Genomic DNA, 25,852 nt, shown 5'->3' on the forward strand with positions numbered 1-25,852 from the left:
TTGCGTATGGCCGTGAGTGTTGTGGTGGATCGAATCCGCGCGGGAACTCCCGCGCGGGGCCGTTGTCTGCCTTGTCCGACCGGCCCGGGGCGCGCCCCGCCGGCACGCCGCGGGGCGGGCCGGACGGACCGCGGGCGGGCGACGCTCGCCTGCGGTCAGGGCGCCACGACGGACAGCACGCGCCCGACCACCTCGTCGATGCCGATGCCGGTGGTATCGATGTGGACGGCCCCCGGGGCCGGCCGCAACGGCGCCACCGCGCGACTGGCATCGCGGGCGTCGCGCGCGAGGATCTCGCGCAGCAGACCGTCCATTGTGACCGAAACCCCCTTGCCCTTCAACTGTTTATAGCGCCTTTCGGCGCGCTCGCCGGCGCTGGCGGTCAGGAACACCTTGAACGGGGCGTCCGGGAAGATGACCGTGCCCATGTCGCGCCCGTCGGCCACCAGCCCCGGCGGGCGCCGGAAACCGCGCTGGCGGTCCTTCAGGGCTTCCCGGACTTCCGGGATCGCGGCGATCGTCGAGGCCGCCGCCCCGGCCTCCTCGGTGCGCAGTGCGTCGGTGGCGTCCTCCCCGTCGACGAGGACCCGCAGCTCGCCGTCGGCGTCCTCGCGGAACTCGATCCGGGTGTCGCGGGTGAACCGCGCCAGCGCCCCGACGTCGGCCAGGTCCAGCCCGGCCCGGGCTGCGGCCAGGCCGATGGCCCGGTACAGGGCGCCCGAGTCGAGGTAGTGCCAGCCCAGCCGCGCGGCCACCAGGCGACTGATCGTCCCCTTGCCGGACCCCGAGGGGCCGTCGATCGTCAGCACGGGGATCGGGTCTGCCATGGGGTCTCCAGCGGGATCGGGGGACGGGGATTATCCTGCACCGGCCCGCCGCCGGGCGACGCGCCCGCCACGTCGCGGACCTTGGCTTGAACACGGGACCGGCGCGCCGCTATAATGCGCGACTTTCTTTTGTCCGCCGTATCCAGCCGGTTCTTCCAGAGGTTTCGTCATGAAGGTCCTGTCCTCCCTGAAGTCGGCGAAGGCCCGCCACCGCGACTGCAAGGTCGTTCGTCGCCGTGGCAAGGTCTTCGTGATCTGCAAGTCCAACCCGCGTTTCAAGGCGCGCCAGCGCTGAACGCGTCGCCCTCCGGTCCGCCGGACGGCAGCAAGCAGTACCCGGAGGGGTCGCAGCGATGCGGCCCCTTCTGTTTTTCGGCGCCGGCCGGTGCGCCCGTGCCGGCCGCCAACGATGCGTCATCCGTCCGCGGCGCGCCGGCATCCAGGCTCCCCCTCCGCCTGCGAGCCGCGCGGTCGAACCGTCGCGTCGGCGCGGGCGTGCCGCGTCGTCCGGATGACCAGGCGGCCCGCCAGACCGCGGACCGGCACGCTTCCGGCACCACGGCACAGCGGCTGGTCCCTGAATCTGCTAAAACCCGGGCTCGCCATTGCCAACCGGCCATCGACGGAGCCCAGACCATGCGCCTGATCCCCAGCCTCGCCCTGTCCGTACTGCTGTGCGCCGCCGCCGGCGCGGCGTCCGCCGATACCCTGCTGGTCGAACGCGCGCAGGCCAAGGCGCACGTGGCCCTGCCCCAGCGCGGCCTCACCACCGCCCAGGTCCAGGCCCGCTTCGGCGCCCCCGCCCAGCGCCTCGAGCCGCGCGGCGGCCAGAAGCCGCAGTGGCCGACCATCCACCGCTGGGTGTATCCGGAGTTCACGGTGTACTTCGAGCGCGACCGCGTGATCGACGCCGTCCTCAACCAGGCCGACCCGTCCGAAGTCGGGCCGAAGCCGGCCATCCGCTGACATCCGCCGCGCCGTCCCGCGGGGTCGCGCATAATGCGCGCCCCCGTTTCCGCGCGCCCGCCCGATGCCCGACCCGATCAAGCCGCGCTTCCCCGCCGAGTGGGAGCCGCAATCCGCAATCCTGATCGCCTGGCCGCATGCCGGCACCGACTGGGCCGAGCGCCTGGGCGAGGTCGAGGAGACCTACATCGCCCTGGTCGCGGCGATCACCCGCTTCCAGCCCGTCGTGGTCTGCGTCGCCGACGAGGACGTGGAGAGCTATGCCCGGGCGCGCCTGTCCTCGAACCGGATCGACATGGCGCGGGTGCGGTTCGTGGAGGTGCCCTATGACGACACCTGGCTGCGCGACACCGGCCCGATCAGCCTGCGCGAGGGCAACGGCTTCCGCCTGCTCGACTTCCGCTTCACCGGCTGGGGCGGGAAGTTCGGCGCGAGCCGCGACGACCTGCTGGTCGAACGCCTGCACGGGATGGGAGTTTTCTCGAACAGTGTCCGGCAACCAATTGATTTTGCATTGGAAGGGGGTGCCATCGAAACCGACGGCGCCGGCACCCTGCTGACCACCTGGCAATGCCTGCACCAGCGCCACCCCGACGCGGACCGCGACCGGCTCGGCGCGCAGCTGGCCGGCTGGCTGCACCAGGACCGGGTGCTCTGGCTCGACCACGGCTACCTCGAGGGCGACGACACCGACGCCCACGTCGACACCCTCGCCCGATTCGCCGCGCCCGACGCGATCGTGTTCCAGGCCTGCGACGATCCGGCCGACAGCCACCACGCGCCGCTGCGGGCGATGGCGGCGGAACTGGCCGCCCTGCGCACCGCCGATGGCACGCCGTACCGGCTGTTCCCGCTGCCGTGGCCACGCCCGGTGATCGACCAGGGGCGCCGCCTGGCGGCGAGTTACGCCAACTTCCTCATCGTCAACGGCGCCGTGCTGATGCCCGCCTACGGCGACGCGGCCGACGCGGACGCGGCCGCGGTGCTGGGCGAGGCCTTCCCGGGCCGCGAGGTCGTGCAGGTGCCCTGCCGCCCGCTGATCTGGCAGAACGGCAGCCTCCATTGCCTCACCATGCAGCTGCCTGAAGGCCTGCTCGCCTGAGCACGGCAGGGCGGCCGCCGCGGCCTACAATGCGCGGATGAAGACCCGCACCCTCCCCGTCGCCCTGGTCCAGGAACGCAACCATGGCGACGCCGACGCCAACCTGTCGGTGATCGAACAGCGCGTGGCCGAGGCCGCGCGCGCCGGTGCCAAGCTCGTCCTTCTGCAGGAGCTGCACAACGGCTGCTACTTCTGCCAGCACGAGTCCGTGGACGAGTTCGACCTGGCCGAACCGATCCCCGGCCCCAGCACGCAGCGCCTCGGCGCGCTGGCGAAGCGGCACGGCGTGGTGCTGGTCTCGTCGCTGTTCGAGCGCCGCGCGCCGGGCCTGTACCACAACACCGCGGTGGTGCTGGAAGCCGACGGCAGCATCGCCGGCAAGTACCGCAAGATGCACATCCCGGACGATCCGGGTTTCTACGAGAAGTTCTATTTCACCCCGGGCGACCTCGGCTTCATCCCGATCGACACCTCGGTCGGCCGCCTGGGCGTGCTGGTGTGCTGGGACCAGTGGTACCCGGAAGCGGCGCGCCTGATGGCGCTGGCCGGCGCGGAGCTGCTGCTCTACCCGACCGCGATCGGCTGGGACCCTGGCGACGACCAGGCCGAGAAGGACCGCCAGCGCGATGCCTGGGTGCTCAGCCACCGCGGCCACGCCGTGGCCAACGGCCTGCCGGTGCTGAGCTGCAACCGCGTCGGCCACGAGCCCTCGCCGCTGGGCGCCTCCGGGATCGACTTCTGGGGCAACAGCCACGTGCTCGGCCCGCAGGGCGAGTTCCTGGCCGAAGCGGGGACCGAGCCGGCGATCCTGCTGGCCGAGGTGGACCTGGCGCGCAGCGAACACGTGCGCCGGATCTGGCCGTTCCTGCGCGACCGCCGGATCGACGCCTACGGCGACCTGCTCAAGCGCTACCGCGACTGAGGCGGCCACGGCGATGGCCCTGCGCGGGTGCGACGCCCGCGACGGGGACACCTTCGCGAGGACGGCGCCCGACGCCGCCGAGATTCGCGACTCCATCGACACCTGCAAGCTCGAGGCCCCGACCAGGGCGGGATGCCGCGCCCAGGCATGAGGTGCGCGGCGCCGGCCCTGCATCCCTGGCGGCCCGCGCGGCCTTGATCCGCCTGCACGAGCGCTTCGGCTTGCGCCGCGTGGCGGTGCGCCCGGGGATCGCCTGGCCGCACGGGCGCCGGCCGGACCTGCCGCGGGCCGTGCTCGACGGCAGCGGATCGGATCCAACCTGACGGCGCTTGATTAAAACGAACGGTCGTGCTTTTATTTGGCACATGCCGTCGACGCCCGCCTCCACCAAGGGTGCCGCCACGCGCGAGGCCATCCTCGCGCGTTCCTATGCCCTGGCCTGCCGCAACGGCCTCGAAGGCCTGACCATCGGCCTGCTGGCCGAGCAGGTCGGCATGTCCAAGAGCGGGGTCTTCGCCCACTTTGGTTCGCGCGAGGACCTGCAGCTGTCCACGCTCGACTTCGCTGGCGAGCTGTTCGCCCGATCCGTCCTGGAGCCCGCGCTCAAGGAGCAGCGGGGCCTGCCGCGGCTGCGCGCGATCTTCGCCAACTGGGCCCAGTGGGTGCGCCACGACCAGGACGGCGGCTGCATCTTCCTCGCCGCCGCCAGCGAATACGACGACCGGCCGGGCGCGATCCGCGACCGGCTCCTGGCGCTCGAATCGGCCTGGCGCGAGCAGCTCGCGCGTGCCGCGCAGCAGGCGGTCGACGCGGGCGACCTCGACGCATCCACCGATCCCGCCCAGTTCGCCTTCGAGATGTACGCGATCGCGCTCGCGATCCACCACGACGCGGGATTGACCGGCTACACCGGCGCCTTGGGCCGCGGCCTGCGCGCGTTCGAACGACTCATCCAGGGCTACGCCCCCACCCGTTGATCCTTCCCCACGCGAGGAGCGCGCATGGACAGCTTGCACGACAGGAATAGCACGATCGTTCGTACTGACGACGCAGCCGGAGCGCCTGCACCCGGCGACCGTCTGGCTTCGTCTCCTTCGCCGGCCCCCACCTCGGAGGCGGCCTGGCTGGGCCGCGACTGGCGCTTCGCCCTGCTCCGAGCCGGGATGCGCGTGCTGTCGCGCGCGGCCCCGTCGCTGGCGGTGGACCTGTTCCATCGGGTCTGGTTCACCCCGCCGCGGGTCCGGCCCCGCGCCGAGGCACTGCGCTGGCTGGCGCGCGGGGAGCCGCTGGAATTCCGCGTCCACTGCCAGCCGGTCCGCGCCTGGGCATGGGGCCAGGGGCCGACGGTACTGTTGGTCCACGGCTGGGGCGGCCACGCCGGGCACCTGCGCGCGATCGGCGAGGCGCTGTGCGAGCGTGGGCTGCGCGTGGTCGCCTTCGACGCGCCGGCGCACGGACGCTCGGGTCGGAGCCGCATCGGGGGCCGCCTGGTGACCCTGGTCGAGATCGCCGACGCGCTGCGGATCGTCGCCGCCGGCGTCGGCCCGCTGCACGGGCTCGTGGCGCATTCGGGCGGTTGCACCGCGGCTGCGCTGGCGCTGCGCGGCGGCTGGGCGGGCCCGCAGCGCATGGCCCTGGTCGCCCCGTTCGCGCTGCCTTCGCAGGCGGTGCTCCCGTTCGGTCGTGCGATCGGGGCCAGCGACGCGGTGACCGCCGGTTTCAGCGAGCGCACGCAGGCCTGGCTGGGACGGCCCTGGACCGACTTCGACATGACCGGTCTTGCCGCGTCCCGCACGCCGCCACCGTCGCTGGTGGTACACGACGCCAGCGACCGCGAGGTGCCCGTGGGGCACGGCCGGGCACTGGTCGAGGCGTGGCCGGGCGCGTGCTGGATGGAGACCACCGGCCTCGGCCATCGACGCCTGCTGCGCGATCCGGCCGTGGTCGCGCGCGTGGTGGAGTTCATCGCCGACGGGCACTCCCCGCGGAGCGACCGTCCGGCGGACTCGCGCGACGAGCTCGACCGCCTCGTCGGTCATCGCGCGCCCGCGTTGGCCTGAGCCGCGGAGGCCGTCCGGGGCGGCTTTCATTGCCGCGCGCGAGCCTCTACCCTGTCGCCCGCCCCCCAGGAAGGCGGGTCGCGCGACCCCGGCGTCCGCGCGCGTCCTTCCCCCGCGAACCCGGACCGACCCTTGGCCGACTCCCCCGCTCCTACCGGCGCCGGCTGGCGCGAACAGCCGCACGCGATCGTCGAACGCGACGGCGTGCGCTACACCCTGCTCGGCACCGCCCACGTCTCCCACGCCAGCGTCGAGGCCGTCCGCGAGGCGATCGGCTCGGGCGCGTTCGACGCGGTCGCGGTCGAGCTCGACGAACAGCGCCTGAAGGCGATGGGCGATCCCGACGCGCTGGCGAAGCTCGACCTGGTCAAGGTGGTGCGCGAAGGCAAGGTGCCGATGTTCGCCGCCAACCTCGCGCTCGCCAGCTACCAGCGGCGGCTGGCCGAACAGCTCGGGATCGAACCGGGCGCCGAACTCAAGGCCGCGGTCGAGGACGCGCAGGCGCGCGGGCTGCCGATGCGCCTGGTCGACCGCGACGTCGGGCTGACCTTCCGCCGCGCCCTGCAGGGCCAGGGCTGGTGGCAGCGCGCCAAGCTCGCGGGAGGCATCCTCGCCGGCCTGATCGTGGACGAGGACGTCGCCGAGCACGACATCGAGAAGCTCAAGCAGGGCGACATGCTGCAGGCCAGCTTCAGCGAGTTCGCCGAACAGAGCCCGGCGCTGTACGAGTCGCTGATCGCCGAGCGCGACCGCTACATGGCCGCGCGCCTGCGCGCGACCGCGGGCGACGCGCGCGAGGTGCTGGCGGTGGTCGGCGCCGGGCACCTCGACGGCCTCGCCAGGCACCTGCGCGAGGACGACGCTGACCCGGCCGCGACCGTGTCCGCGCTCGAATCGGTGAAACCCGGGTCCAGGATCCCGGTGCTCGAGATCTGCATCGGCGTGTTCCTGCTCGGTGGCTTCGCCTGGGGCTTCGCCAGCGGCGGCTTCGACGTCGGCGCCGACCTGATGCTGTACTGGGTGCTGTGGACCGGGGGCCTGGGCGCGCTGGGTTGCCTGCTCGCCGGCGGCCATCCGCTGAGCATCCTCGGCGCGTTCGTGTCGTCCCCGTTCACGCCGCTGCATCCGGCGCTGGCCTCCGGCACGGTCAGCGCGCTGATCGAGGCCTGGGTCCGCAAGCCCACGCATGCCGATTTCATGGCCCTGCGCGAGGACATCAACAGCGTGCGCGGCTGGTGGCGCAACCGGGTGGCGCGGGTGATGGTCAACTTCTTCCTGACCTCGCTCGGCACCGCGATCGGGGTCTGGACCGGCGGCGCCAGGATGCTGGCGCGGCTGTTCGGCTGACCCGCGCCGCGCTCAGAACAGGGTCGAGGCGCCGTTGGCGACGTTGTGCGCCAGCACCGGCAGGACGAGGCTGCCGGTGCGGACCCGGAACCAGACCAGCAGCAGCGCCGGGATCCCGGTCAGCGCGAAGGCGAGCGCGTCGAAGGACAGGCCGCCGTCGCGCCAGAACAGCGCGTGCCCGAGCCCGAAGGCCACGCTCGACAGCACGCCGGCCCCGCCGATGCCGCCCCAGGGGCGGCCTTCGTCGCCGCCCAGCGCACGCTGCAGCGCCAGCAGCAGCACCCCGCGGTAGAAGAGCTCTTCCTCCACGCCTGGCATGGTCCACTGGAACGCGATGGTGTCGACGTCGTCGCGGCCGCCGCCGGTCCAGGCGGCCAGTGCGAACAGCGCGATCGCGAGCCCGGAGAAGACCCACCACGCCGGGGCCGATCCCGCCGCCTGGCGCAGGACCAGGCCACAGCGCCGCGCGCCGAACGCCGGCAGCCACGCGACCACCAGCAGGCCGCCCGCGGCGAGCAGCTTGCCGGTCCAGTTCCAGCGGCTGTCGGGTACCCACGGCGGCAGCTGGCCGTAGCCGCGCGTGACCAGCACGTCGCGCAGGAGCATCAGCGCCAGCGCGATCGCCAGCCAGCCCGGGCGCACGCGCCCGCGGCCGGCGACCAGGGCCAGCAGGCCGACAAGGCCGGCATGGATCGCGATTTCGACGAGCGCGTCGTGCATCGGGTTCCCCCACGGCATCCGCGGGGCCGGTGACGGGGCCGGCCCGCGCGGTCCTCCCTCAGGCGCCTCCTGCCCCGGCCGGCGCGGCGTCAGGCTCGCGCACGCCGCGCGCGCGCCGCACCAGGCGCGCGGTGCCGGCACGCAGGTCGTCGAGGATGGCGTAGATCGTCGGCAGGAACAGCAGGCTGACCACGGTCGAGAACGCCAGGCCGCCGGCGATCGCGCGCGCCATCGGGTAGTACGGCGGCATGCCGTCAGGGGTATCGGTGTGCAGCGCGATCGGGATCATGGCCAGGATCGCCGTGCCCATCGTCATCATGATCGGGCGCAGGCGCTCGCGGCTGCCCTCCACCAGCGCCTCGGTCCGGCCCACCCCGCGCCGGCGCAGGTTGTTGATGTGCTCGATCATGACGATGCCGTTGTTCACCACCACGCCCATCAGCACCAGGATGCCGATCACCGCCATGATGTTCATCTCGGTGCCGGTGATCCAGAACAGCCAGTACACGCCGAAGATCGAGAACAGCACGCAGGACATGATCGCGGTCGGGAACAGCAGGGACTCGAACACCGCGGCCATGATCACCAGCATCAGCACCAGCGCGATCATGATCGCGCGCACCAGCTCGGCGATGCCGTCGAAATTGATGTCGAAACCCATGCCGGAGAACGTGTAGCCGTAGCCCGGCGGGAACTCCACTCCCTTCAACGCGGCTTCGATCGAAGCGCGCGCCTCGTCCATCGGAACGCCCTGCGCCAGGCCCGCCTCGATCTGCAGCATCGTCTGCCGGTTGAGCCGCCGGATCGAGCGCGCCGCCGGGTTCACGCCGACGTCGACCATGGCCAGCAGCGGCACCTGGGTGCCGTTGGGCGCGCGCACCATGAACCCTTCCAGGTCCTCGATCCCGTAGTCGTCGGATCCGGCGAAGCGCACGTTCACCGGGATCTCGACATCGCCGCGGTGGAAGTCGCGCAGCGACGCGCCGCGCAGCGCCATGCCCACGAACTGGGCCACGGATTCGGCACTGAAGCCGTAGGCGGCCGCGCGTTCGCGGTCCACGCGCACCGAAAGCTCGGTGTTGGCGTCGCCGGTGTCCACGCGCACGTCGCGCAGCTTCTCGTTGCGCGCGAGCAGCGGCACGATGTCGTCGGCCAGCTCCTTGAGCACTTCGGTCGAGTCGCCGACCAGGCTGAAGCGGATGCCCTCGCCGCCGCTGCCCATGCCGCTGGGCCAGCCGAGGCCGATCTTGGCCCGGGCCGACTGGGGCAGGCCCTTGCGCAGCTCTTCCTGCAGCTTCTGGTTGAGCTCGCGGTCGTTGGTGGTCAGGTACAGGCGGGTGAAGGCCCAGCCCTGTTCGCTGTAGCGGCTGTAGACGCGGTCGATGTGGAAACGCTCGCGGTTGGCGTTGACGTACTCCTCGACCCGCGCCACCTCGCGCCCCATCTCTTCCTTGGAGTAGGCGCCCTTCCACTGGTAGTAGATGTTGATCTCGTCGGGGTCGATGTCGTCGCCGCCGCCCTTGGACTGGGTGATCGGCACGGCGCTGGCCAGGCTGATGGCCAGGATCCCCGCCACGCTCCATCCGCGGTGGGCCAGCGTCCACCGCAGCAGCCGCGCGTAGCCGTGCTGCAGTCGGGTGATGAACGGCGACTTGACCGCCGGCGGGGTCTTCATCCGCGCCGACAGCATCGGAATCAGGCTCACCGCCACCAGCCACGAGGCCAGCAGCGAGACCGAGATCGTCACCGCCAGCTGCGAGAGGTAGATGGTGATGATGTTGGTCTCGCCGAAGATCATCGGCAGGAACACCACGCAGTGGCACAGGGTGCCGGCCGACAGCGCGATCGCCACGTGGCGGGTGCCGATGATCGAGGCCAGCACCGGCTGGTCGGGGTACTTCTCGCGTTCCTGGTAGATGCTCTCGACCACCACGACCGCGTTGTCGACCAGCATGCCGACCGCCAGCAGCAGGCCCATCATCGAGATGATGTTGAGGGTGATCCCGGCGAAGTACATGAAGCCGAGGGTCATGATGAAGCAGATCGGGATCGCCGCCGTCACCATCAGGGTCGAGGGCCAGTGGCGCAGGAACGCGTACAGGACGATGATCGACAGCGCCAGGCCGATCGCGCCGGCCTCGGCCAGCGCCAGCAGCGAGCCGGTCACCGCCTCTCCCTGGTCCTGGATCACCTCGATGCCGACGTCGCGCAGCGCCGGATCCTGCTGCAACTGCGCGAGTTCGGCGCGCACCGCGCGCGAGAGGTCGACCAGGTTGGCGGAACGTTCCTTGTATACGTCCACGCCGACGCTCGGCCGGCCATCCAGCTGGCGGACGTAGTTCATCCGCTCAGGGCGGATCTCGACCGTGGCGATGTCCGACAGGCGGGTGCCGCGCTGGTCCAGGCGCAGGTCGCGCAGGTCCTGCAGGGACTGCAGCTCGCCGCGCGGCTGCACCCGCAGGCGCTGGCTGCCCTCGGTGATCTGTCCGCCCGACACGGAGAAGTTCGCCGCCTGCAGGCGCTGCACCAGGTCGTTGAGCGCGATCCCGTGCGCGACCAGGCGGTCCTTGTCCAGGCCCACCAGCACTTCCTGCCTGGCCACGCCCTCGATCTCGACCCGCGCGACGCCGGGCAGGCGCTCGAGCCGCTGCTTGATGTCGCGCTCGATGAGCTCGGCCCGGGCGCTGAGGTCCTGCCGGCTGGTCAGGCGCAGGTGGATCGCCTCGCGGTCGCTGGTGCTCCAGCGGTACACGAAGTAACGGCGGAAGTCGTCGGGAAGCTCGTCGCGCACCGCGTCGATCCGCTCGCGGGCTTCCGACGCGGCGATGGCGATGTCCCGGTCCCAGTCGCTGAACTCGACCTGGATCTGCCCTCCATCCGCGCCGGCGCTCGACTTCATCGTCTTGATGCCGGACATCGTCGAGAGCGCTTCCTCGACCGGCCGCAGGATGTTGCGCTCCACTTCTTCCGGCGTGGAGCCGGGGTACGGCAGCGAGACGAAGAAGAACGGGATCGTGGCCTCGGGCTCGGCTTCCAGCGGCAGCCGGAACGAGGCGATCAGGCCGATCACCACCATCGACACGAACAGCATGATGGTGGTGACGGGGCGGCGGATCGACAGCTCGGTGATGTTCATCGCCTCAGCCCCGTGCGCCGGCCGGATCCAGCGGGTCGTTCTCGTGCGCCAGCACCTCGGCCACGGCGGCGGCCGTGCGCCGTGCCCGGCGCCCGCGCTCGGCGTAGTACTCGTCGGGCTTGCGGTCGAGCAGGTCGTACACCACCGGGATCACCACCAGGGTCAGCAGGGTCGAGACCAGCAGGCCGCCGATCACCGTGATCGCCATGGGCGAGCGCACTTCCGCGCCGGGGCTGCCGAACAGCGGCGCCAGCGCCAGCGGCATGAAGCCGAACACCGCGGTCAGGGTGGTCATCATGATCGGACGCAGGCGCGAGCGGGCGCCCTCGACCAGCGCCTCGCGTTTGGCCACGCCGGCCTCGCGCAGCTGGTTGACCTTGTCGACCAGGATGATCGCGTTCTTGACCACCAGGCCGACCAGCAGGATCAGGCCGATGAACACCACCACCGAGATCGGCGAGCCGGTCAGCACCAGCGCCCCGATCGCCCCCACCAGGGCCAGCGGGATGGTGAACAGGATGACGAACGGGTGCAGCAGCGACTCGAACTGCGAGGCCATCACCAGGTACACCAGGAACACGGCCAGCCCGAACGCGAACAGCAACGAGCGGACCGAGTCGTCGAGTTCCTCGCCCTGGCCGCCGATGCGCATGTCCACGTCGGTGCCGATCGGGTTCTCGGCCACCATCCGCTGCACCTCGGCGACCGCGGTGCCCAGGTCGATGCCGCGCAGGTTGGCCGAGACGATCGCCACCCGGCGCTGGTCGGCGCGGTGGATCTCGCTCGGGCCGGTCGTGGCCACGATGTCGGCCACCGACGACAGTTCGACCGGATTGCCGCCCGAGGGATTGACGATCAGCCGGCGGATGTCGTCGACCGAGGAGCGCTCGTCCTCGCCGACCCGCACCAGCACGTCGATCTTGCGGTCGCGGAAGCTGTAGCGGGTGGCGACGTTGCCGCGCACCTTGCCCACCACCGCGTCCGCGATCTGGCGCGTGGTCAGGCCCAGCGCCGCGGCGCGCTCCTGGTCGAAGATGATCTGGATCTCCGGGAAGCCCTGCTCCACGGTCGACTTCACGTCGGCGTAGTGCGGGTTGCCGCGCAGCAGCTCGGCCATGCGCATGCCGGCGACGCGGATCTGTTCGAGGTCGCTGCCCTCGATCTCGATCTCCAGCGGCGGCGACAGCGAGAACAGCTCGGGCCGCGCGAAGTCGACCTGGGCCGAGGGCCAGGCCTGCATGCTCCGGCGCAGCTTCTCGATCAGCTCGGCCTCGCGCGAGACATCGTCCATCACCACCGTCAGCTTGCCGATGTTCTCGCCGCTTTCCGTCGGGCTCGCGTCCAGGCGCGTGCCCGTGCCGGACACGCCGTACAGCAGGCGCACGCCCGGCTCGCCGGCGTGGCGCTGCTGGAGGTCGCGGATCAGCGCGTCGGTGCGCGCCAGGGGCGTGCCCGGCGGCAGCTTGGCGGTCATCTCGAAGCGGTCCTGGGCCAGCTGCGGGATCAGGTCCATGCCCAGGAACGGCAGCACGGCGAGGGTGGCGGCGAACGCCAGCGACGCGAACAGCAGCACCGACTTCGGCCGCGCGATCGCCGCCGGCAGCATGCGCAGGTAGGCGGCCTCGGCGCGGCGGTAGGGCCACATGGCGATGTCGCTGGCCTTGCGCATCACCGGCCCGACCACGGCCGCGGCCAGGCGCCACAGCCGCACCACCGCCCACGCGGCGCCGAAGAACACCCCGCGCACCAGCGCGCCGATGCCCCGCCCGGTCGCCGCGACCGGCTTCTTCCAGCGGCTCTCCGGATTCCAGCGCGGATGCGGCGCCTCCTCCGGGAACGCCAGCGGCGGACGCCCCTTGAGCGAACTGAGCATCGGCACCAGGGTCATCGACACCACCAGCGAGACCGCGATCGCGATCGCCACCGTCAGCGCCTGGTCGCGGAACAGCTGGCCGGCGATGCCCTCGACGAACACCAGCGGCAGGAACACCGCGATCGTGGTCAGCGTGGAAGCGACCACCGCCATGAACACCTCGCGGGTGCCCGAGATCGCCGCCTCCAGGATCCCCAGCCCGCGCTCGCGCGCCTTGGCCACGGACTCGAGCACCACGATCGAGTCGTCCACCACCAGGCCGGTGGCCAGCGCCAGGCCGCCCAGCGACATCAGGTTCAGGCTCAGGCCCAGCTGGCCCATGAAGAAGAACGTCGCGATGATCGAGACCGGCAGCGACAGCGAGATCACCAGCGTGCTCCAGCCGTCGCGCAGGAACAGGAAGATGACCAGCACCGCGAGCATGCCGCCGACCACGGCGTCGACCTTGACGTCGTGCACCGCCTGGCGGATGAACACCGACTGGTCCTCGACCACGGCCAGGTCGATGTCGCGCGGCAGCTGTTGGCGGATCTGTTCCAGGCGCGCATGCAGCGCGTCCGCGGTCGCCACCGTGTTGGCGTCGCCCTCCTTGTACACCGCCAGCTCGACCGCCTCGTTGCCGGCGCTGCGGATCACCGCCTCGCGCTCGCGGTAGCCCTGGCGCACCTCGGCCACGTCGCGCAGCCGCACCGGCGCGGCGCCACCGCCATTGGAGTCGCTGCGCAGTGCCGCGATCACGTTCGGATCGCGGCTGCCCAGGATCGCCAGCATCAGCTGCCGGTTCTCGCCGGTCGAGGACTGGGCCTGCGCCGCCGAACCGCCGGCGGTGGTCAGCAGCATGTCGCGCAGCTGCTCGACGTCGGTGAACTGGTTGACGGTGCGCACCAGGTAGCGGCGCGAGCCCTCCTCGAGGCGGCCGCCGGACAGGTTCACGTTCTCCTGCTTCAGCCGCTGGACCACGTTGTCCAGCGACAGGCCGAGCTGGGCCAGCTTGCGCTGGTCGATGTGGACCTGGATCTCGTCCTCCAGCCCGCCGCCGACCTTGACCGCGGCCACGCCGGGCACCGGCTCGAGCCGGCGCTTGAGGTCGTCGTCGGCGTAGCGGCGCAGCTCCATCAGCCGGCGCACGGCTTCGGACTCGTCGTCGCCGGCCGCGGTCGACGACAGCGCCAGGCGCATGATCGGCTGGGTGGAGGGATTGAACCGCAGCAGTACCGGCGGCTTGGCCTCGAGCGGCAGCTGCAGCGCCTCCATCTTGTCGCGCACGTCGAGACCGGCCTGCTCCATGTCCGTGCCCCAGGCGAACTCCAGCACCACGTCGCTCTGCCCGGTGCGCGAGATCGACCTGAGCTTGCGCAGCCCCTTGACCACGCCGAGCGCCTCCTCGGCCGGCTGCGAGATCAGGGTCTCGACTTCCGACGGCGCGGCGCCCTCGTAGTCGATCCGCACGGTCAGCGTCGGGTAGCTGAGGTCGGGCAGCAGCTCGACCTTCAGCGACGACAGCGAGATCAGGCCGAACAGGACCAGGGTGAGGGTCATCATCGCCACGGTCACGCGGCGACGGGTCGAGAATTCCACCAGGCCGGAACCGCCGGTGGAAGGCAGCTCGTGCGGGGACATCAGTTGCCCGCCCGCTTCGCGTCGGCCTTGGCGTCGGCCTTGGCGTCGGCCTTGGCGTCAGCCTTGGCGTCGGCCTTGTCGCCGGCCCTGGCGTCCTGCGCGACCGCGCCCTCGCCGCCGATCACCTGGACGGCGCTGCCTTCGCGCAGCGCGGACTTGCCCGCCACCACGACCTTGTCGCCCGGCTCCACGCCGCTGCGCACCTCGACCCATCCGCCGTCGGCATACCCGAGCTGCACCGCCACCCGCGACGCGGTGCCGTCGCGGACCACGTACAGCGCCGGGTCGCCGCCGTCCTCGATCAGCGCCTCGCGCGGGACCACGAGCGCGTCGGCGCGCTGGTCGTAGTTGATCGACAGGCGGCTGAACATGCCCGGCTGCAGCTCGCCGTCGCCGGCGAACGAGGCCACCACGCGGAAGGTGCCGGTCCCGGTGTCGACCACCGGCGCCACGCGGTCGACCACGCCGGTGAAGCGCTTGCCCGGCAGGGCGTCGGCCACCAGCTCGACCTGCTGGCCCGGACGCAGCTTGGCGATCTCGCGCTCGGGAACGTTGAGCGTGGCCTCGAGGCGGCTGCTGTCGACGATGCGGAAGATCGGCGAGTTGATCTGGACGAAGTTGCCCGGCTTGATGTCGCGCGAGGCGATCACGCCGGAGATCGGCGCCACCACCGTGGTGTACGACAGTTCCAGGTTGGTCAGCCGGTTGGTCGCGCGCGCATTCTCCAGGTCGTAGCGCAACTGGTCGAGGTCGTTGGCGCTGACCATCTGCTGCGCGGCCAGCTGGCGCGCACGCTCGTAGTTGGCTTCGAGCTTGCGCAGCTGGGCGGTGCTCTGCGCGGCCTGCAGGCGCGCGCGGTCGGCGTCCAGGCGCACCAGCGGCTGCCCGGCGCGGACTTCCTGGCCCTCCTCGACCAGGACCTCCAGTGCCACGCCCGAGGTCTTGGCGACCACCTGCGACTCGGCCCTGGCTTCCAGGGTGGCGGTGCTGGCGTAGCTGGCGGCGATCGTCCGGCGCCCGACCTCGGCCACTTCCACGGGGACCGCCTCGGGGCCCTTCTGTTCCGCTTCCCTGGCATTGGCGGGACCACCCCCGCCACAGCCCGACACGAACGCGGCCGTCGAGGCCAGGACGACCGCCAGCAGCGGCCCGACGGCCGGAAGAATGCGCTTGGTATGCATGGAATCTGCGGAACCCCTTTGGTGTTGTAGCAAGGTATATCACCCAGCCGGTGGCGGCATCCGCCGAAGGTCATGGTGACTCCCGGCCCTGTCCGCAGAGACGCCTGCTCGGACGTGTGCGTGACCACGAAGGTTCCCGATGCGGCGAGGCACGCGCCGGTCGCATGCCTGCGCACCCGGCCGGCGTCGCCGAATCCGCGCCGGACCGCAAGCGTTAACAGCCGGAAGGTCGCAGGCTATACTGGCCCGATTGCGCGATGTCCGGGCCTTCGGCGCCGCTCGCGATACCCACGCCAGACAGCCACTCAAGGATTGCGGACCCCATCCATGACGCGACCGTTGACGATCGCCGCCGGCCTTGCCGTCGCCCTGCTCACCCTGGCCTCGCTGCCGCGCACCGCGCCGGCCCAGGAGGCCGACGCCCCCGCCACCGGGGAGGCCGCCCCCGCCGCGCCGGCGACGACGGTCGCGGCTCCGGCCGGCAACGCCGAGGCCGGTCGCCAGCTCACCTACACCTGCGTCGGCTGCCACGGCATCGCCGGCTACAAGAACGTGTACCCGAGCTACCACGTGCCGCGCATCGGCGGGCAGTCGGCGCTCTACCTCACCAACGCGCTCAACGAGTACCGCAACGGCACCCGCCGGCATCCGACCATGGAGACGCAGGCCCGGAGCTTCTCCGACCAGGACATCGCTGACATCGCCGCCTTCCTGTCGGAGCTGACCCCATGATCCACGCGTACCGCATCGGCCGCCTGGCGGCCGCCACCCTGTTCGTCCTCGCCATCGCCGCGTGCGGCGGCAATGCCGACCATTCCGCCGGTGCCGACAGCCGCAAGGCCTCGTCGGTCGCCGACCTCCCCGACGGCCGCGTGGCCGAGGGCGAGATCCTCGCCAACGCCAAGGGCGCGGCCACCGGCCAGTCCTGCATCGACTGCCATGGCCAGGACGGCAACGCGCCGCTGGACGAGAGCTATCCGAAGATCGGCGGCCAGTACGCCGACTACCTGGCGCACGCGCTGTACCAGTACCGCGAAGGCCGCCGCGAGCATGCGCTGATGTCGCAGCAGGCCGCCCAGCTCAGCGACCAGCAGATCGCCGACCTGGCCGCCTACTTCGGCTCGCGTCCGACCCAGCTGCGCGACCTGACCGGCGTGCACTGAAGGCCCGTCGGCCCGGTGCATGAAGAAGCCCGCCCCGCGCGGGCTTTTTCGTGCCTGCCGCCTGCCGGGCGGGCCTGCCGCCGGCGCCGGACGCGCGGTCAGAGGCTGTCCGGATCCTCGTGCAGGTCGCGCTTGAACGGCACGTCCGGCGGCGCGGTCGAGTCGGCATCGACATCGACCATGTTGGGATCGCTGATCCCGCAGGCGCCACCCAGCATCAGCATCGCGACCGTGCAGCGGATCCGCTTGCCGGTGCCCGGGATCGGGATCAGCACTTCCTTGATGCTGCGCCGGACCCACTCCTCGAGCAGGGTCTCGTGCGGGACCCAGAAGCGGTCGAACGTGGTCGGCTCGTACCCGATCGGCGGGCGCTTGAGCCAGGTGCCCATGCGATCGATCTTCTCGTAGTCCTCGGTGATCGTGCCCGGCGGCAGTCCGCCGCCGGCGCGGCCGGCGTTGCCGGCCAGGCGCGGCCGGCCATCGGCGTCGAACAGGCCGGAAGGACTGCCGGCGCGACCGCCTGGAACGTTGCGGTCCGAATCGCCCCAGTCGTCGCCGCGGCGCGGGGACGGCAGTGCACCGGGCCTCGGCGTCGAGTCGAGGCCGGCGCCGGCGGTCGTTCCCGCGGGCGACGCGCCCTGCCCGGCCGTGCGCGTTCCGCCCGCCGTCCCGGAGTCTGCGGCGGCGTCCGCGCCGGCCGCCGCCTCTCCCTGCCTCGCGCTGCCCTCGCCGGCGCCTTCGCCGGGCTCGGGCGCGCGCAGGTCGATCGCACGTTCGGCGATCGCCGGACCGTCGCGCCGCAGTTCGGGCGCCGCGGGCTGGCTCGACGGCGCACGCAGTTCGACCACCGGCGCCGGGGCCGGCAGCTCGCGCTCTGCCAGTTCGACTTCCGGCTGGGCGAGATCGGGTACCGCGATCTCGCGTTGCGGCAGCGGCCGCACGGGCGGCGCCGGCGTCGCCACCGGCACTTCCACCACCTGGATCTCAGGCGTCGGCAGCGTGATCTCGGGGGTGGGCAGCTGCGGCGTGGGCCGCGCGTCGATCCGCGGCACCACCAGTTCGAACTCCGGCTCGGGCTGGACCGGCTCGCTCACCACCAGCGGCTGCTCGGCGACGGGCGGGGGGGGCTGCTCCTGCACCGGCTGCGGCTCGACCTGGGCCGGCGGCGGCGGCGGCGCCGCGCGCGCCACCGGCTGGCGTGCCTGCGCCGGCGCGGGCGCCGGGCTCGCACTGGCCGCGACCGCGGGCTGCGGCTGCTCGGCCTGGCGGGCGCCGCCGCCGTCTTCCTGCGGAGTCCCCTCGCCGATGTACTCGACCTGGATGACGTCCTCGCCCAGGCGGTCGGCGTCGGCCTCGCCGGGGAAGCGCGCCAGGGTCAGCCACACCAGCAGCTGCAGCCACAGCACGTGCAGCAGCACCGAGGCCACCAGCGACAGGCGGCGCGTGCCGCGGTCGGCGACCGGTCCCTCGCGCCAGTCCTGGCGCCAGAGGCGGAGGAACGCGCCGAGCCGGCCGAAGCGCACGTAGCCGGTGCGGTGCACCGGCTCGCGCGCCAGCATCACCGACACCAGTTCCCCGACCGGCAGGCGCGAGCCGCGCGCACGCGTCGCGTCCTCCCTGAACCACGCTTCCCAGCCCGGCGGATACTCGCCCGGAGGCCGCGGCGGGCGGATCGAACGCCCCCGCCGCATCAGGCGCAGCGTCGCCTCGACCAGTTCACCGGACGAGAACACGCGCTGCGCGACCCGTCAGCCCATGCCGCGAGGCATGTAGGGCGCCGTTCCCGTGTCGTGGTCGGTGGCATCGCGCACCTCCGTGACCCCGGGCACCTTGTCCTTGAGCGTGCGTTCGATCCCGTTCTTCAGGGTCACGTCGACCATGCCGCAGCCGTGGCAGCCGCCGCCGAAACGCAATACCACCACGCCGTCGGCGGTCACTTCCTGCAGCGACACGTGGCCGCGATGCTGGGCCAGCTGCGGGTTGATCTCCGATTCGATCAGCCAGCGCACGCGCTCGACCAGCGAGGCCGACTCCGGCGGCGCCTCGCCCTTGATCTTCGGCGCCCGGATCTGCAGCTGGCCGCCCGTGGCGCGCGCCTCGTAGTCGATGCGGGCGCCATCCAGGTACGGCGCACTGGTCGCGTCGAGCCAGAGCGTGAAGCCCTCGCAGTCGATCGCCCATTCGTCGCCCTGCAGTTCGTCGGGCGCCGCGAACTCCAGGCGCACGTCGGCGCGCGGCGTGCCCGGCTGGACCGCGGCCAGGCGCACGCCGATCCCGGGGATCGCCTCGCGTTCGATGAGCTTGCGGAAGTGCGCCTGTGCGCTGTCGGAGATCTGGATCATGGCCTGGATACCGGTTTGCACTATTCTAGCGCCGCCCGAGATGCCCGCCCCCGCGCCGACGGCGTCCGTTCGCGGCACCGTTCATGCGCGGCCGCCCTGCCAGGAGACTTCCCATGCCGGACGCCACCCCGCTTGCCCAGGCCCACTGCACGCCCCGCCGCGGCGCGGAACACCGCCTGGACGAGGCGCGGGTCCGCGAGCTGCTGGCGCAGTTGCCGGGCTGGGAACTGGCCGAGGAGGGCCGGGCCCTCGTGCGGACCTTCCGCTTCGACGACTACCACCGCACGATGGCGTTCGTGAATGCGCTGGCCTGGATCGCGCACCGCGAGGACCACCACCCCGACCTCGGCGTGCACTACGACCGCTGCGTGGTCCGCTACTCGACCCACGACGTCGGCGGGCTGAGCGAGAACGACTTCATCTGCGCGGCGAAGGCGTCCGCGCTCCTGGACTGAGCGCGCCCGCGGCTGCGTTCAGGCGAGCCGGTCCAGCACCTCCCCCAGCTCCGGCGCCAGCGGTGCGTTGAGCACGTAGGGCACGCGACCGCCCTCGAGCGCGAACTCGAGCGAGGCCGCGTGCAGGAACAGCCGCCGCAGTCCGGCCTGGTCGCGCAGGCGCCGGTTGGCGTCCGGATCGCCGTACTTCGCGTCACCGGCCACCGGATGCCCGATGTGGGCGGCGTGGACGCGGATCTGGTGGGTGCGCCCGGTCTCGATCCGGACCTCGCAGTAGGACTGCCCGCCGCGGCGCTCGAGCACCCTGAAATGGCTCAGCGACGGCTTGCCGTCGGCGCGGACCTGGACGTGGCGCTCCCCGCCCTGGCGCAGGCCGACGTGCAGCGGCGCGTCCACGCTCATCACCCCGTCGGGCATGCGCCCGGCCAGCAGGGCCAGGTAGCGCTTGTGGACCCGTTGGCCGCCGGCGCGCGGGTCCTCGCGCATCAGCGCCTGCAGCTCGCGCAGGGCCGAGCGCTTGCGGGCGATCACCATCAGGCCGGAGGTGTCGCGGTCGAGCCGGTGGACCAGCTCCAGTTCCTCGCCCGGCCGCAGCGCCCGGAGGGTCTCGATCACCCCGAACCCGATCCCGCTGCCGCCATGGCTGGCCACCCCGGCCGGCTTGTTGATCGCCAGCAGGCGGGCATCCTCGTACACGATGCTGGACGCCATGGCCTCCAGCAGGCCGGCGGCCGGGGTCCCCTTGTCCTCGGGCGCCTCCAGCCGGACCGGCGGGATCCGGACCTCGTCCCCGGCTTCCAGCCGGGTCTCGGGCCGGGCCCTGCCGCCGTTCACCCGCACCTGGCCGCTGCGCACGAGCTTGTACACCAGCGACCGGGGCGCCCCCTTCAGCTGGCCGAGCAGGAAGTTGTCGAGCCGCTGGCCGGCGCGTCCGGGGTCCACCGGGACCAGGCGGACGCCGCCGCCCGGCGCGTCCCGGTTGCGGGAGTCATTCATCGTCGGGTTTATCTGTTACACTCGGGGGGCGAGATAAGGTGCTGATTTCGCTGGGAGATCACGGGCCGAAAGCCCGCCTTCCGCGAGGCCCGTGCCAGTGCGCGGCCACCGCCCCAGGGGCGGCCATGTTAGCGGCTGCACGGCAGTTCCGGATATCGCCCGTTGCCACGGCAGCGGTGCTGAACATGTCCCGCGTGGCGCGGGTGACGGCCCGGAAGGGCCGACGCAAGCTGCCGCCGGCCCTGCAACACTTATGGATTGAAGCGCTCCCGCGGTCCGCCGTGGTGTCGTAGCGCTGGATAACCGGGATCGCCGCTGCGCTTGCGCGGCTGGCGGCCAACCGAAGCTCCAGGCGAAACGCCCCGGCGTTCCGCGCGTCTGCACACGCTCCCCCGGGGCGGGTGCAGCGGCAAGCGCGAGGAACGCATACCAATGAAGCGAATGCTCATCAACGCCACGCAGGCGGAAGAACTGCGCGTGGCGATCGTGGACGGCCAGACCCTCTACGACATCGACATCGAACAGCCGTCCCGCGAACAGAAGAAGTCGAACATCTACAAGGGCCGCATCACCCGGCTCGAACCCTCCCTCGAAGCGGCCTTCGTCGACTACGGTGCCGAACGCCACGGCTTCCTGCCGCTGAAGGAGATCTCCCGCGACTACTTCCAGGCCGGTGCCGACCACCGCTCCGGCAACATCAAGGAACTCCTGCGCGAGGGCCAGGAGGTCGTGGTCCAGGTGGACAAGGAGGAGCGCGGCAACAAGGGCGCGGCCCTGACCACGTTCATCTCCCTGGCCGGCCGCTACATGGTGCTGATGCCCAACTCCCCCACCGCGGGCGGCGTCTCGCGCCGGGTCGAGGGCGACGACCGGGCCGAGCTGAAAAAGGCCATGGACGCGCTGGAGATCCCGCCCGACATGGGGGTGATCATCCGCACCGCCGGCGTCGGCCGCGACGCCGAGGAACTGCAGTGGGACCTGGACTACCTGCTCAGCATCTGGCGCGCCATCGCCGAGGCCGCGCTGAGCAAGCCGGCGCCGTTCCTGATCTACCAGGAGTCGCGCCTGATCACCCGCGCCCTGCGCGACTACATGCGCGCCGACATCGGCGAGATCCTGGTCGACACCCCCGAGATGTACGAGGAAGCGCGGGAGTTCGTCGAGCAGGTGATGCCGCACAACCTGCGCAAGCTCAAGCACTACACCGACGACGTCCCGCTGTTCAACCGCTACCAGATCGAATCGCAGATCGAGTCGGCCTACGAGCGCACCGTGCGCCTGCCCTCCGGCGGCGCGCTGGTGATCGACCAGACCGAGGCCCTGACCGCGATCGACGTCAACTCGGCGCGCGCGACCAAGGGCAGCGACATCGAGACCACCGCGTTCAACACCAACCTGGAGGCGGCCGAGGAGGTCGCCCGCCAGCTGCGCCTGCGCGACCTCGGCGGCCTGGTGGTGATCGACTTCATCGACATGGACTCGTCCAAGCACCAGCGCGAGGTCGAGGCGCGGCTGCAGAACGCGCTCAAGTACGACCGCGCGCGCGTGCAGCTCGGCCGGATCTCCAAGTTCGGCCTGCTGGAGATGAGCCGCCAGCGGCTGCGCGCCAGCCTGGGCGAGTCGAGCCAGATCGTCTGCCCGCGCTGCGAGGGCCACGGCCGCATGCGCAGCGTGGAATCGCTGAGCCTGTCGATCATCCGCGTCGCCGAGGAGCACGCGATGAAGGACAACACCGGCCAGGTGCTGGTGCAGGCGCCGGTGGACATCGCCAACTACCTGCTCAACGAGAAGCGCAGCGCCCTGCTCGAGATCGAGAAGCGCCACGGCGCGCCGATCGTGATCGTCGCCGACGAGCAGCTGCAGACCCCGCATTACGAGGTCACCCGCATCCGCGAGAACGAGCTGGGCGAAGAGACCGCGCGCCCGAGCTACCAGCGCGGCACCCCGCGCAAGCTGGCGACGATCGCGCTCAACAAGAACAACCTCAACATCCCGCCGCCGGCGGTGACCAACGTCCGCCCGCCGACCCCGGCCCCGATCCGCGAACCGGCGCCGGAAGCCGCGCCGGTGGCCCCGGCGCCCGCGCCGGCGCCGGTCGCGCCGGCCGCGGCGGCCGCGGCCGCCAGTGGGGGGCTGCTGGCGTGGTTCCGGCGCCTGCTCGGCAGCGAACCGGCCCCGGTGCAGGAGGCCCCTGCCCGCCCCGCCGCCAAGCCCCAGCGCGAAGCGCGGGGCACCGGCGGCGACCGCGGCGGGCGCGCCGGCCGCAACGGGCGCGGCAAGGGGGGCCGTCGCGAGGGCGGCCAGTCCGACAACGCGCAGCAGAAAGACGCCCGCCAGCCGCAGTCGTCGCGGAGCCAGCAGCCCCAGCAGCCTCGCCAGGCGCAGCCGCAGCCGCAGCAGGCCCAGGCGCCGAAGAAGCAGAAGCCGCCGCGCCCACCGCGAGTGGCCGAGCCCGCCGCCGGGCAGCAGCCTCCCGCAGCCCCGGCGCCCGAGGACGCCGCCATCGCGGCCGCGGCGATCGCCGCGCCGGCGGCCACCGACGTGCAGGCGCAGGCGCCCGCCGCCACGCCCGCGCCTGTCGCGGCGCAGGAACCGGCTGCTGAAGCAGCGGCCCAGGCGGGTGCCGGCGATACCGATGCCGGCGCCCCCGCCGGCGAGGAAGGCGCGGCCACGGCGCGTCGTCGTCGCGGCCGTCGCGGCGGGCGCCGCCGTCGCCGTGGCGGTGGCGAGGCTGCCGGCCTGGCCGCCGGCGACGGCGCGGCCGAGGACGCCGCGCACGGCGGGCAGGACGACGACGCACAGGACGAGCCCGCGTCGGTGACTTCCGGTGCAGCCCAGGGCGCCCAGCCGGAGTTCGAGTTCGACGAACCCCTGGCGCCGACCACGTCCGCTCCGGCCTCCTCCGGGGTTGATACGCCGGCCACGCACGTCGCGCCCAGCGAGACGGCGCCGGAAGCGACCGCGCCAGACGCCACGCCGGCGCCGCCTGACGGTGCGGCGCAGCCGGCCGGCGTGGACGCTCCCGCCACCCACGCGGTGGCCGCGACGCCGGCCGTCGAGGCCCCCGTCGACCCTGCGCGGGAACCGGAGTCCGCCGCCGGCACGGACGCCGAGGCGCAAGCCGCGACGACGGCTGCCGAGGCGGACGAGTCACCCGTCGAGGCGACGCCGGATGCCATGCCTGTCCTGGCGGAGGACAGCCCGGAGGAAGCGGAGCAGGCCGCACCGGTCGGGGTGCCGACGGTGGACGGGTCCCCGGTCGAGGACCCGACCATGGCGAAGGAGCCCGAGGCCGCGGCACCTGGAGACGCCGCGCAGGCCGGCACCGGCGCCAGCCCGGAACCGGCGGAGGCCGCAGCGGTGGCCACCGCGTCCGAGACCGGGCGGGTGGCACCGCCGGCATCCGGGGAGTCCGCAGCCGCGCCTTCGGCACCGGTCGCGCGCGGCCTGTTCGACACGCCGCCGCCGGCCCCCCCCCTCCCGCTCGAGCCGTCGCCCGCGGAGATCGCCGCGGAAGCAGTGGCTGGCACCGGCGAGGAAGACACGGAGCACGGCGACGAGGACTCCGTCGGTTCCGATACCCCCCGCAGCGCCTGACCGCGCACCCGCCCTGCCCGGCATCGGGCGGGGCGGCAGCACGATCCACCAGGGCCCGGCCGCGCGCGCAGCCGGGCCTCTTCCCGCCGGACGGCCGGCCGCTACAGCGCCAGCGCCGGATCCAGCAGGCCGTACTGGCTGGCCAGCCGTGCGAGCGCGATCGTGTCCTCGATCCCGAGCTTGGCGAACAGCCGCGACTTGTGCGTGTTCACCGTCTTCGGGCTGAGGCTGAGCCTGCGCGCGATGTCCTCCTGGCGCATGCCCTGCACCAGCAGCATCGCGATCTCCATCTCGCGTGGCGAGAGTTCGTCGAACGGCGACTGCGCGCCGGCGATGCCCGACAGCGCGAGCTTCTGGGCGATGCCCGGCGCCAGGTAACGCTTCCCGCGCGCGACGTCGCGCACCGCGCGCAGCAGCTCGGCCGAATCGCCGCCCTTGCCCACGTAGCCCGATGCGCCTGCTTCGATCAGCTTGCGCGGCATCGGCCCGTCCTCGAGCACCGACACCACGATCACGCGCGCATGCCCGCCCTTGACCACGCGTTCGGTGACTTCCAGCCCGCTCACGCCGCCCGGCAGGTGCAGGTCGCACAGCACGACATCGGGCTTGAGCTGCCGGATCAGCGGCAGCGCGGCCTCGCCGCTCTCCGCCTCGCCGACCACCTCGATGTCGGTTTCACCCGAAAGAATCATGCGCATCCCTGCGCGCACCAACGCATGGTCGTCGACCATGAATACCCGGATCGTCATCCCTGTCGTCCCCTGCGAACCGACTCCGCGAGGCTAGCGCCATGCGCGTGCCGCGCGCAAGCCACGCCTCCGCAGCGCCGGCATGCCGCCGCCCGCCTGCGCCGGTGCGACACTTCGGGCACCAGACACGCGAGCCGGAGTGACGCCCGATGGCCCAGAGGCCCGACAACGTATGCATCACGCGCCTGCGCGCGGGCGATATCGCGACGATGCGGGCGATGAACGCGATGCTGGGCGAAGCCTTCGGGCAGCCCGGGGTGCACCTTTCCGCGCCGCCCTCCGACGACTACCTGCGCGACCTGCTCGGCGACGACCGCTTCATCGCGCTGGCGGCGATCAGCCATGGAGAGGTGGTCGGCGGCCTGGTCGCCTACGAGCTGCGCAAGTACGAGCAGGCGCGCAGCGAAGTCTACATCTACGACATGGCGGTGGACGCGCGCCATCGCCGGCGCGGCATCGCCACCGAGCTGGTCGACGCACTGCGGCCGATCGCGCGCGCCTGCGGCGCGTGGGTGATCTACGTCCAGGCCGATCCGGTCGACGGGCCGGCGATGGCGCTGTACACGAAGCTGGGCGCGCGGGAGAACGTGTGCCACTTCGACATCGGGGTGGAGTAGACAGCGGGAGGAACTGGCGGAGAGAGTGGGATTCGAACCCACGGAAGGTTTGACCCTTCGGCGGTTTTCAAGACCGCTGCCTTAAACCACTCGGCCATCTCTCCGATTTGTGCCGCTACCCTGCCACGGCGCTGGCGCGCCGTCTTCGGCGGTTTGACCAGCGGCTGCGCCGCTGTTCC

General features: G+C 72.2%; 21 protein-coding genes and 1 tRNA gene. 12 read left to right on the forward strand and 10 right to left on the reverse strand.

What is annotated here, in order from left to right; genetic code table 11:
- Positions 1-155: 155 nt before the first annotated feature.
- On the reverse strand, positions 156-827 hold the full coding sequence (gene cmk / locus LUTJ29_RS0115395; RefSeq protein WP_027073277.1) for a (d)CMP kinase: 672 nt from the start codon (positions 825-827) through the stop codon (positions 156-158).
- A gap of 169 nt (positions 828-996) precedes the next feature.
- Here cmk and ykgO point away from each other — a divergent pair, with 169 nt between their 5' ends.
- From ykgO to LUTJ29_RS0115440, 7 genes are all read left to right on the forward strand, one after another.
- Positions 997-1,122, forward strand: coding sequence for a type B 50S ribosomal protein L36 (gene ykgO, locus LUTJ29_RS0115400; protein ID WP_010342887.1), 126 nt, complete (start codon positions 997-999; stop codon positions 1,120-1,122).
- Positions 1,123-1,463: 341 nt separating this feature from the next.
- Entirely contained in the window at positions 1,464-1,793 is a 330-nt protein-coding gene (locus LUTJ29_RS0115405; RefSeq protein WP_027073278.1) for a hypothetical protein, read from the forward strand.
- 64 nt (positions 1,794-1,857) lie between these two features.
- Positions 1,858-2,895 (forward strand): agmatine deiminase family protein, encoded by a 1,038-nt coding sequence (locus tag LUTJ29_RS0115410; protein WP_027073279.1) that lies wholly within the window; start codon positions 1,858-1,860, stop codon positions 2,893-2,895.
- A gap of 37 nt (positions 2,896-2,932) precedes the next feature.
- Positions 2,933-3,817, forward strand: coding sequence for a carbon-nitrogen hydrolase (locus LUTJ29_RS0115415; RefSeq protein WP_027073280.1), 885 nt, complete (start codon positions 2,933-2,935; stop codon positions 3,815-3,817).
- 365 nt (positions 3,818-4,182) lie between these two features.
- Positions 4,183-4,794: a TetR/AcrR family transcriptional regulator gene (locus LUTJ29_RS0115430; protein WP_027073281.1), complete on the forward strand. Its 612-nt coding sequence runs from the start codon at positions 4,183-4,185 to the stop codon at positions 4,792-4,794.
- A 186-nt stretch (positions 4,795-4,980) separates the two neighbouring features.
- Positions 4,981-5,877, forward strand: coding sequence for an alpha/beta fold hydrolase (locus LUTJ29_RS17890; protein WP_051323090.1), 897 nt, complete (start codon positions 4,981-4,983; stop codon positions 5,875-5,877).
- A gap of 132 nt (positions 5,878-6,009) precedes the next feature.
- Positions 6,010-7,224 (forward strand): TraB/GumN family protein, encoded by a 1,215-nt coding sequence (locus LUTJ29_RS0115440; RefSeq protein ID WP_027073282.1) that lies wholly within the window; start codon positions 6,010-6,012, stop codon positions 7,222-7,224.
- Positions 7,225-7,236: 12 nt separating this feature from the next.
- Here LUTJ29_RS0115440 and LUTJ29_RS0115445 read toward each other — a convergent pair whose 3' ends face one another.
- Genes LUTJ29_RS0115445 through LUTJ29_RS17895 form a run of 4 tightly spaced genes read right to left on the reverse strand, consistent with a single transcriptional unit; the run spans position 7,237 to position 15,754 of the window.
- Complete coding sequence (locus LUTJ29_RS0115445; protein ID WP_051323091.1) at positions 7,237-7,944, reverse strand: CPBP family intramembrane glutamic endopeptidase; 708 nt, start codon at positions 7,942-7,944, stop codon at positions 7,237-7,239.
- 58 nt (positions 7,945-8,002) lie between these two features.
- Positions 8,003-11,080, reverse strand: a complete 3,078-nt coding sequence (locus LUTJ29_RS0115450; RefSeq protein ID WP_027073284.1) for an efflux RND transporter permease subunit — start codon at positions 11,078-11,080, stop codon at positions 8,003-8,005.
- Positions 11,081-11,084: 4 nt separating this feature from the next.
- On the reverse strand, positions 11,085-14,573 hold the full coding sequence (locus tag LUTJ29_RS0115455) for an efflux RND transporter permease subunit (RefSeq protein ID WP_027073285.1): 3,489 nt from the start codon (positions 14,571-14,573) through the stop codon (positions 11,085-11,087).
- Positions 14,573-15,754 carry an efflux RND transporter periplasmic adaptor subunit gene (locus tag LUTJ29_RS17895; protein ID WP_051323092.1) on the reverse strand — a complete coding sequence of 394 codons (1,182 nt, stop codon included), beginning with the start codon at positions 15,752-15,754 and terminating at the stop codon, positions 14,573-14,575. The genes LUTJ29_RS0115455 and LUTJ29_RS17895 overlap by 1 nt, the downstream gene beginning before the upstream one ends.
- Before the next feature lie 327 nt (positions 15,755-16,081).
- On the opposite strand from LUTJ29_RS17895, the gene LUTJ29_RS0115465 reads away from it, so the two are divergent.
- The gene (locus LUTJ29_RS0115465) at positions 16,082-16,486 is read left to right on the forward strand and encodes a c-type cytochrome (protein WP_043741789.1); all 405 of its coding nucleotides are present in this window, start codon (positions 16,082-16,084) and stop codon (positions 16,484-16,486) included.
- A complete protein-coding gene (locus LUTJ29_RS0115470; protein WP_027073287.1) occupies positions 16,483-16,917 on the forward strand; it encodes a c-type cytochrome in 435 nt (144 codons plus the stop codon). Before LUTJ29_RS0115465 ends, LUTJ29_RS0115470 begins: the two co-directional genes overlap by 4 nt.
- A gap of 98 nt (positions 16,918-17,015) precedes the next feature.
- Here the strand turns inward: LUTJ29_RS0115470 and LUTJ29_RS0115475 are convergent, their stop codons facing one another.
- A complete protein-coding gene (locus LUTJ29_RS0115475; protein WP_027073288.1) occupies positions 17,016-18,650 on the reverse strand; it encodes a hypothetical protein in 1,635 nt (544 codons plus the stop codon).
- Positions 18,651-18,665: 15 nt separating this feature from the next.
- Positions 18,666-19,259, reverse strand: a complete 594-nt coding sequence (locus tag LUTJ29_RS0115480; RefSeq protein ID WP_027073289.1) for an NfuA family Fe-S biogenesis protein — start codon at positions 19,257-19,259, stop codon at positions 18,666-18,668.
- Between the two features lie 113 nt (positions 19,260-19,372).
- Here LUTJ29_RS0115480 and LUTJ29_RS0115485 point away from each other — a divergent pair, with 113 nt between their 5' ends.
- Complete coding sequence (locus LUTJ29_RS0115485; RefSeq protein WP_027073290.1) at positions 19,373-19,714, forward strand: 4a-hydroxytetrahydrobiopterin dehydratase; 342 nt, start codon at positions 19,373-19,375, stop codon at positions 19,712-19,714.
- An 18-nt stretch (positions 19,715-19,732) separates the two neighbouring features.
- Here LUTJ29_RS0115485 and LUTJ29_RS0115490 read toward each other — a convergent pair whose 3' ends face one another.
- Positions 19,733-20,710 carry an RluA family pseudouridine synthase gene (locus LUTJ29_RS0115490; protein WP_027073291.1) on the reverse strand — a complete coding sequence of 326 codons (978 nt, stop codon included), beginning with the start codon at positions 20,708-20,710 and terminating at the stop codon, positions 19,733-19,735.
- 432 nt (positions 20,711-21,142) lie between these two features.
- Between LUTJ29_RS0115490 and LUTJ29_RS17900 the strand changes: the two genes are divergently transcribed.
- Complete coding sequence (locus LUTJ29_RS17900) at positions 21,143-24,307, forward strand: Rne/Rng family ribonuclease (RefSeq protein WP_084524929.1); 3,165 nt, start codon at positions 21,143-21,145, stop codon at positions 24,305-24,307.
- Between the two features lie 101 nt (positions 24,308-24,408).
- Here LUTJ29_RS17900 and LUTJ29_RS0115500 read toward each other — a convergent pair whose 3' ends face one another.
- On the reverse strand, positions 24,409-25,056 hold the full coding sequence (locus tag LUTJ29_RS0115500) for a response regulator (RefSeq protein ID WP_027073292.1): 648 nt from the start codon (positions 25,054-25,056) through the stop codon (positions 24,409-24,411).
- A gap of 149 nt (positions 25,057-25,205) precedes the next feature.
- On the opposite strand from LUTJ29_RS0115500, the gene LUTJ29_RS0115505 reads away from it, so the two are divergent.
- Positions 25,206-25,673, forward strand: coding sequence for an AAC(3)-I family aminoglycoside N-acetyltransferase (locus LUTJ29_RS0115505; protein WP_027073293.1), 468 nt, complete (start codon positions 25,206-25,208; stop codon positions 25,671-25,673).
- 14 nt (positions 25,674-25,687) lie between these two features.
- On the opposite strand, the gene LUTJ29_RS0115510 is transcribed toward LUTJ29_RS0115505, so the two are convergent.
- A tRNA-Ser gene (locus LUTJ29_RS0115510) sits at positions 25,688-25,777 on the reverse strand.
- Positions 25,778-25,852: the final 75 nt, after the last annotated feature.

It is taken from the genome of Luteimonas sp. J29 (assembly GCF_000472505.1).
Lineage (GTDB): Bacteria > Pseudomonadota > Gammaproteobacteria > Xanthomonadales > Xanthomonadaceae > Luteimonas.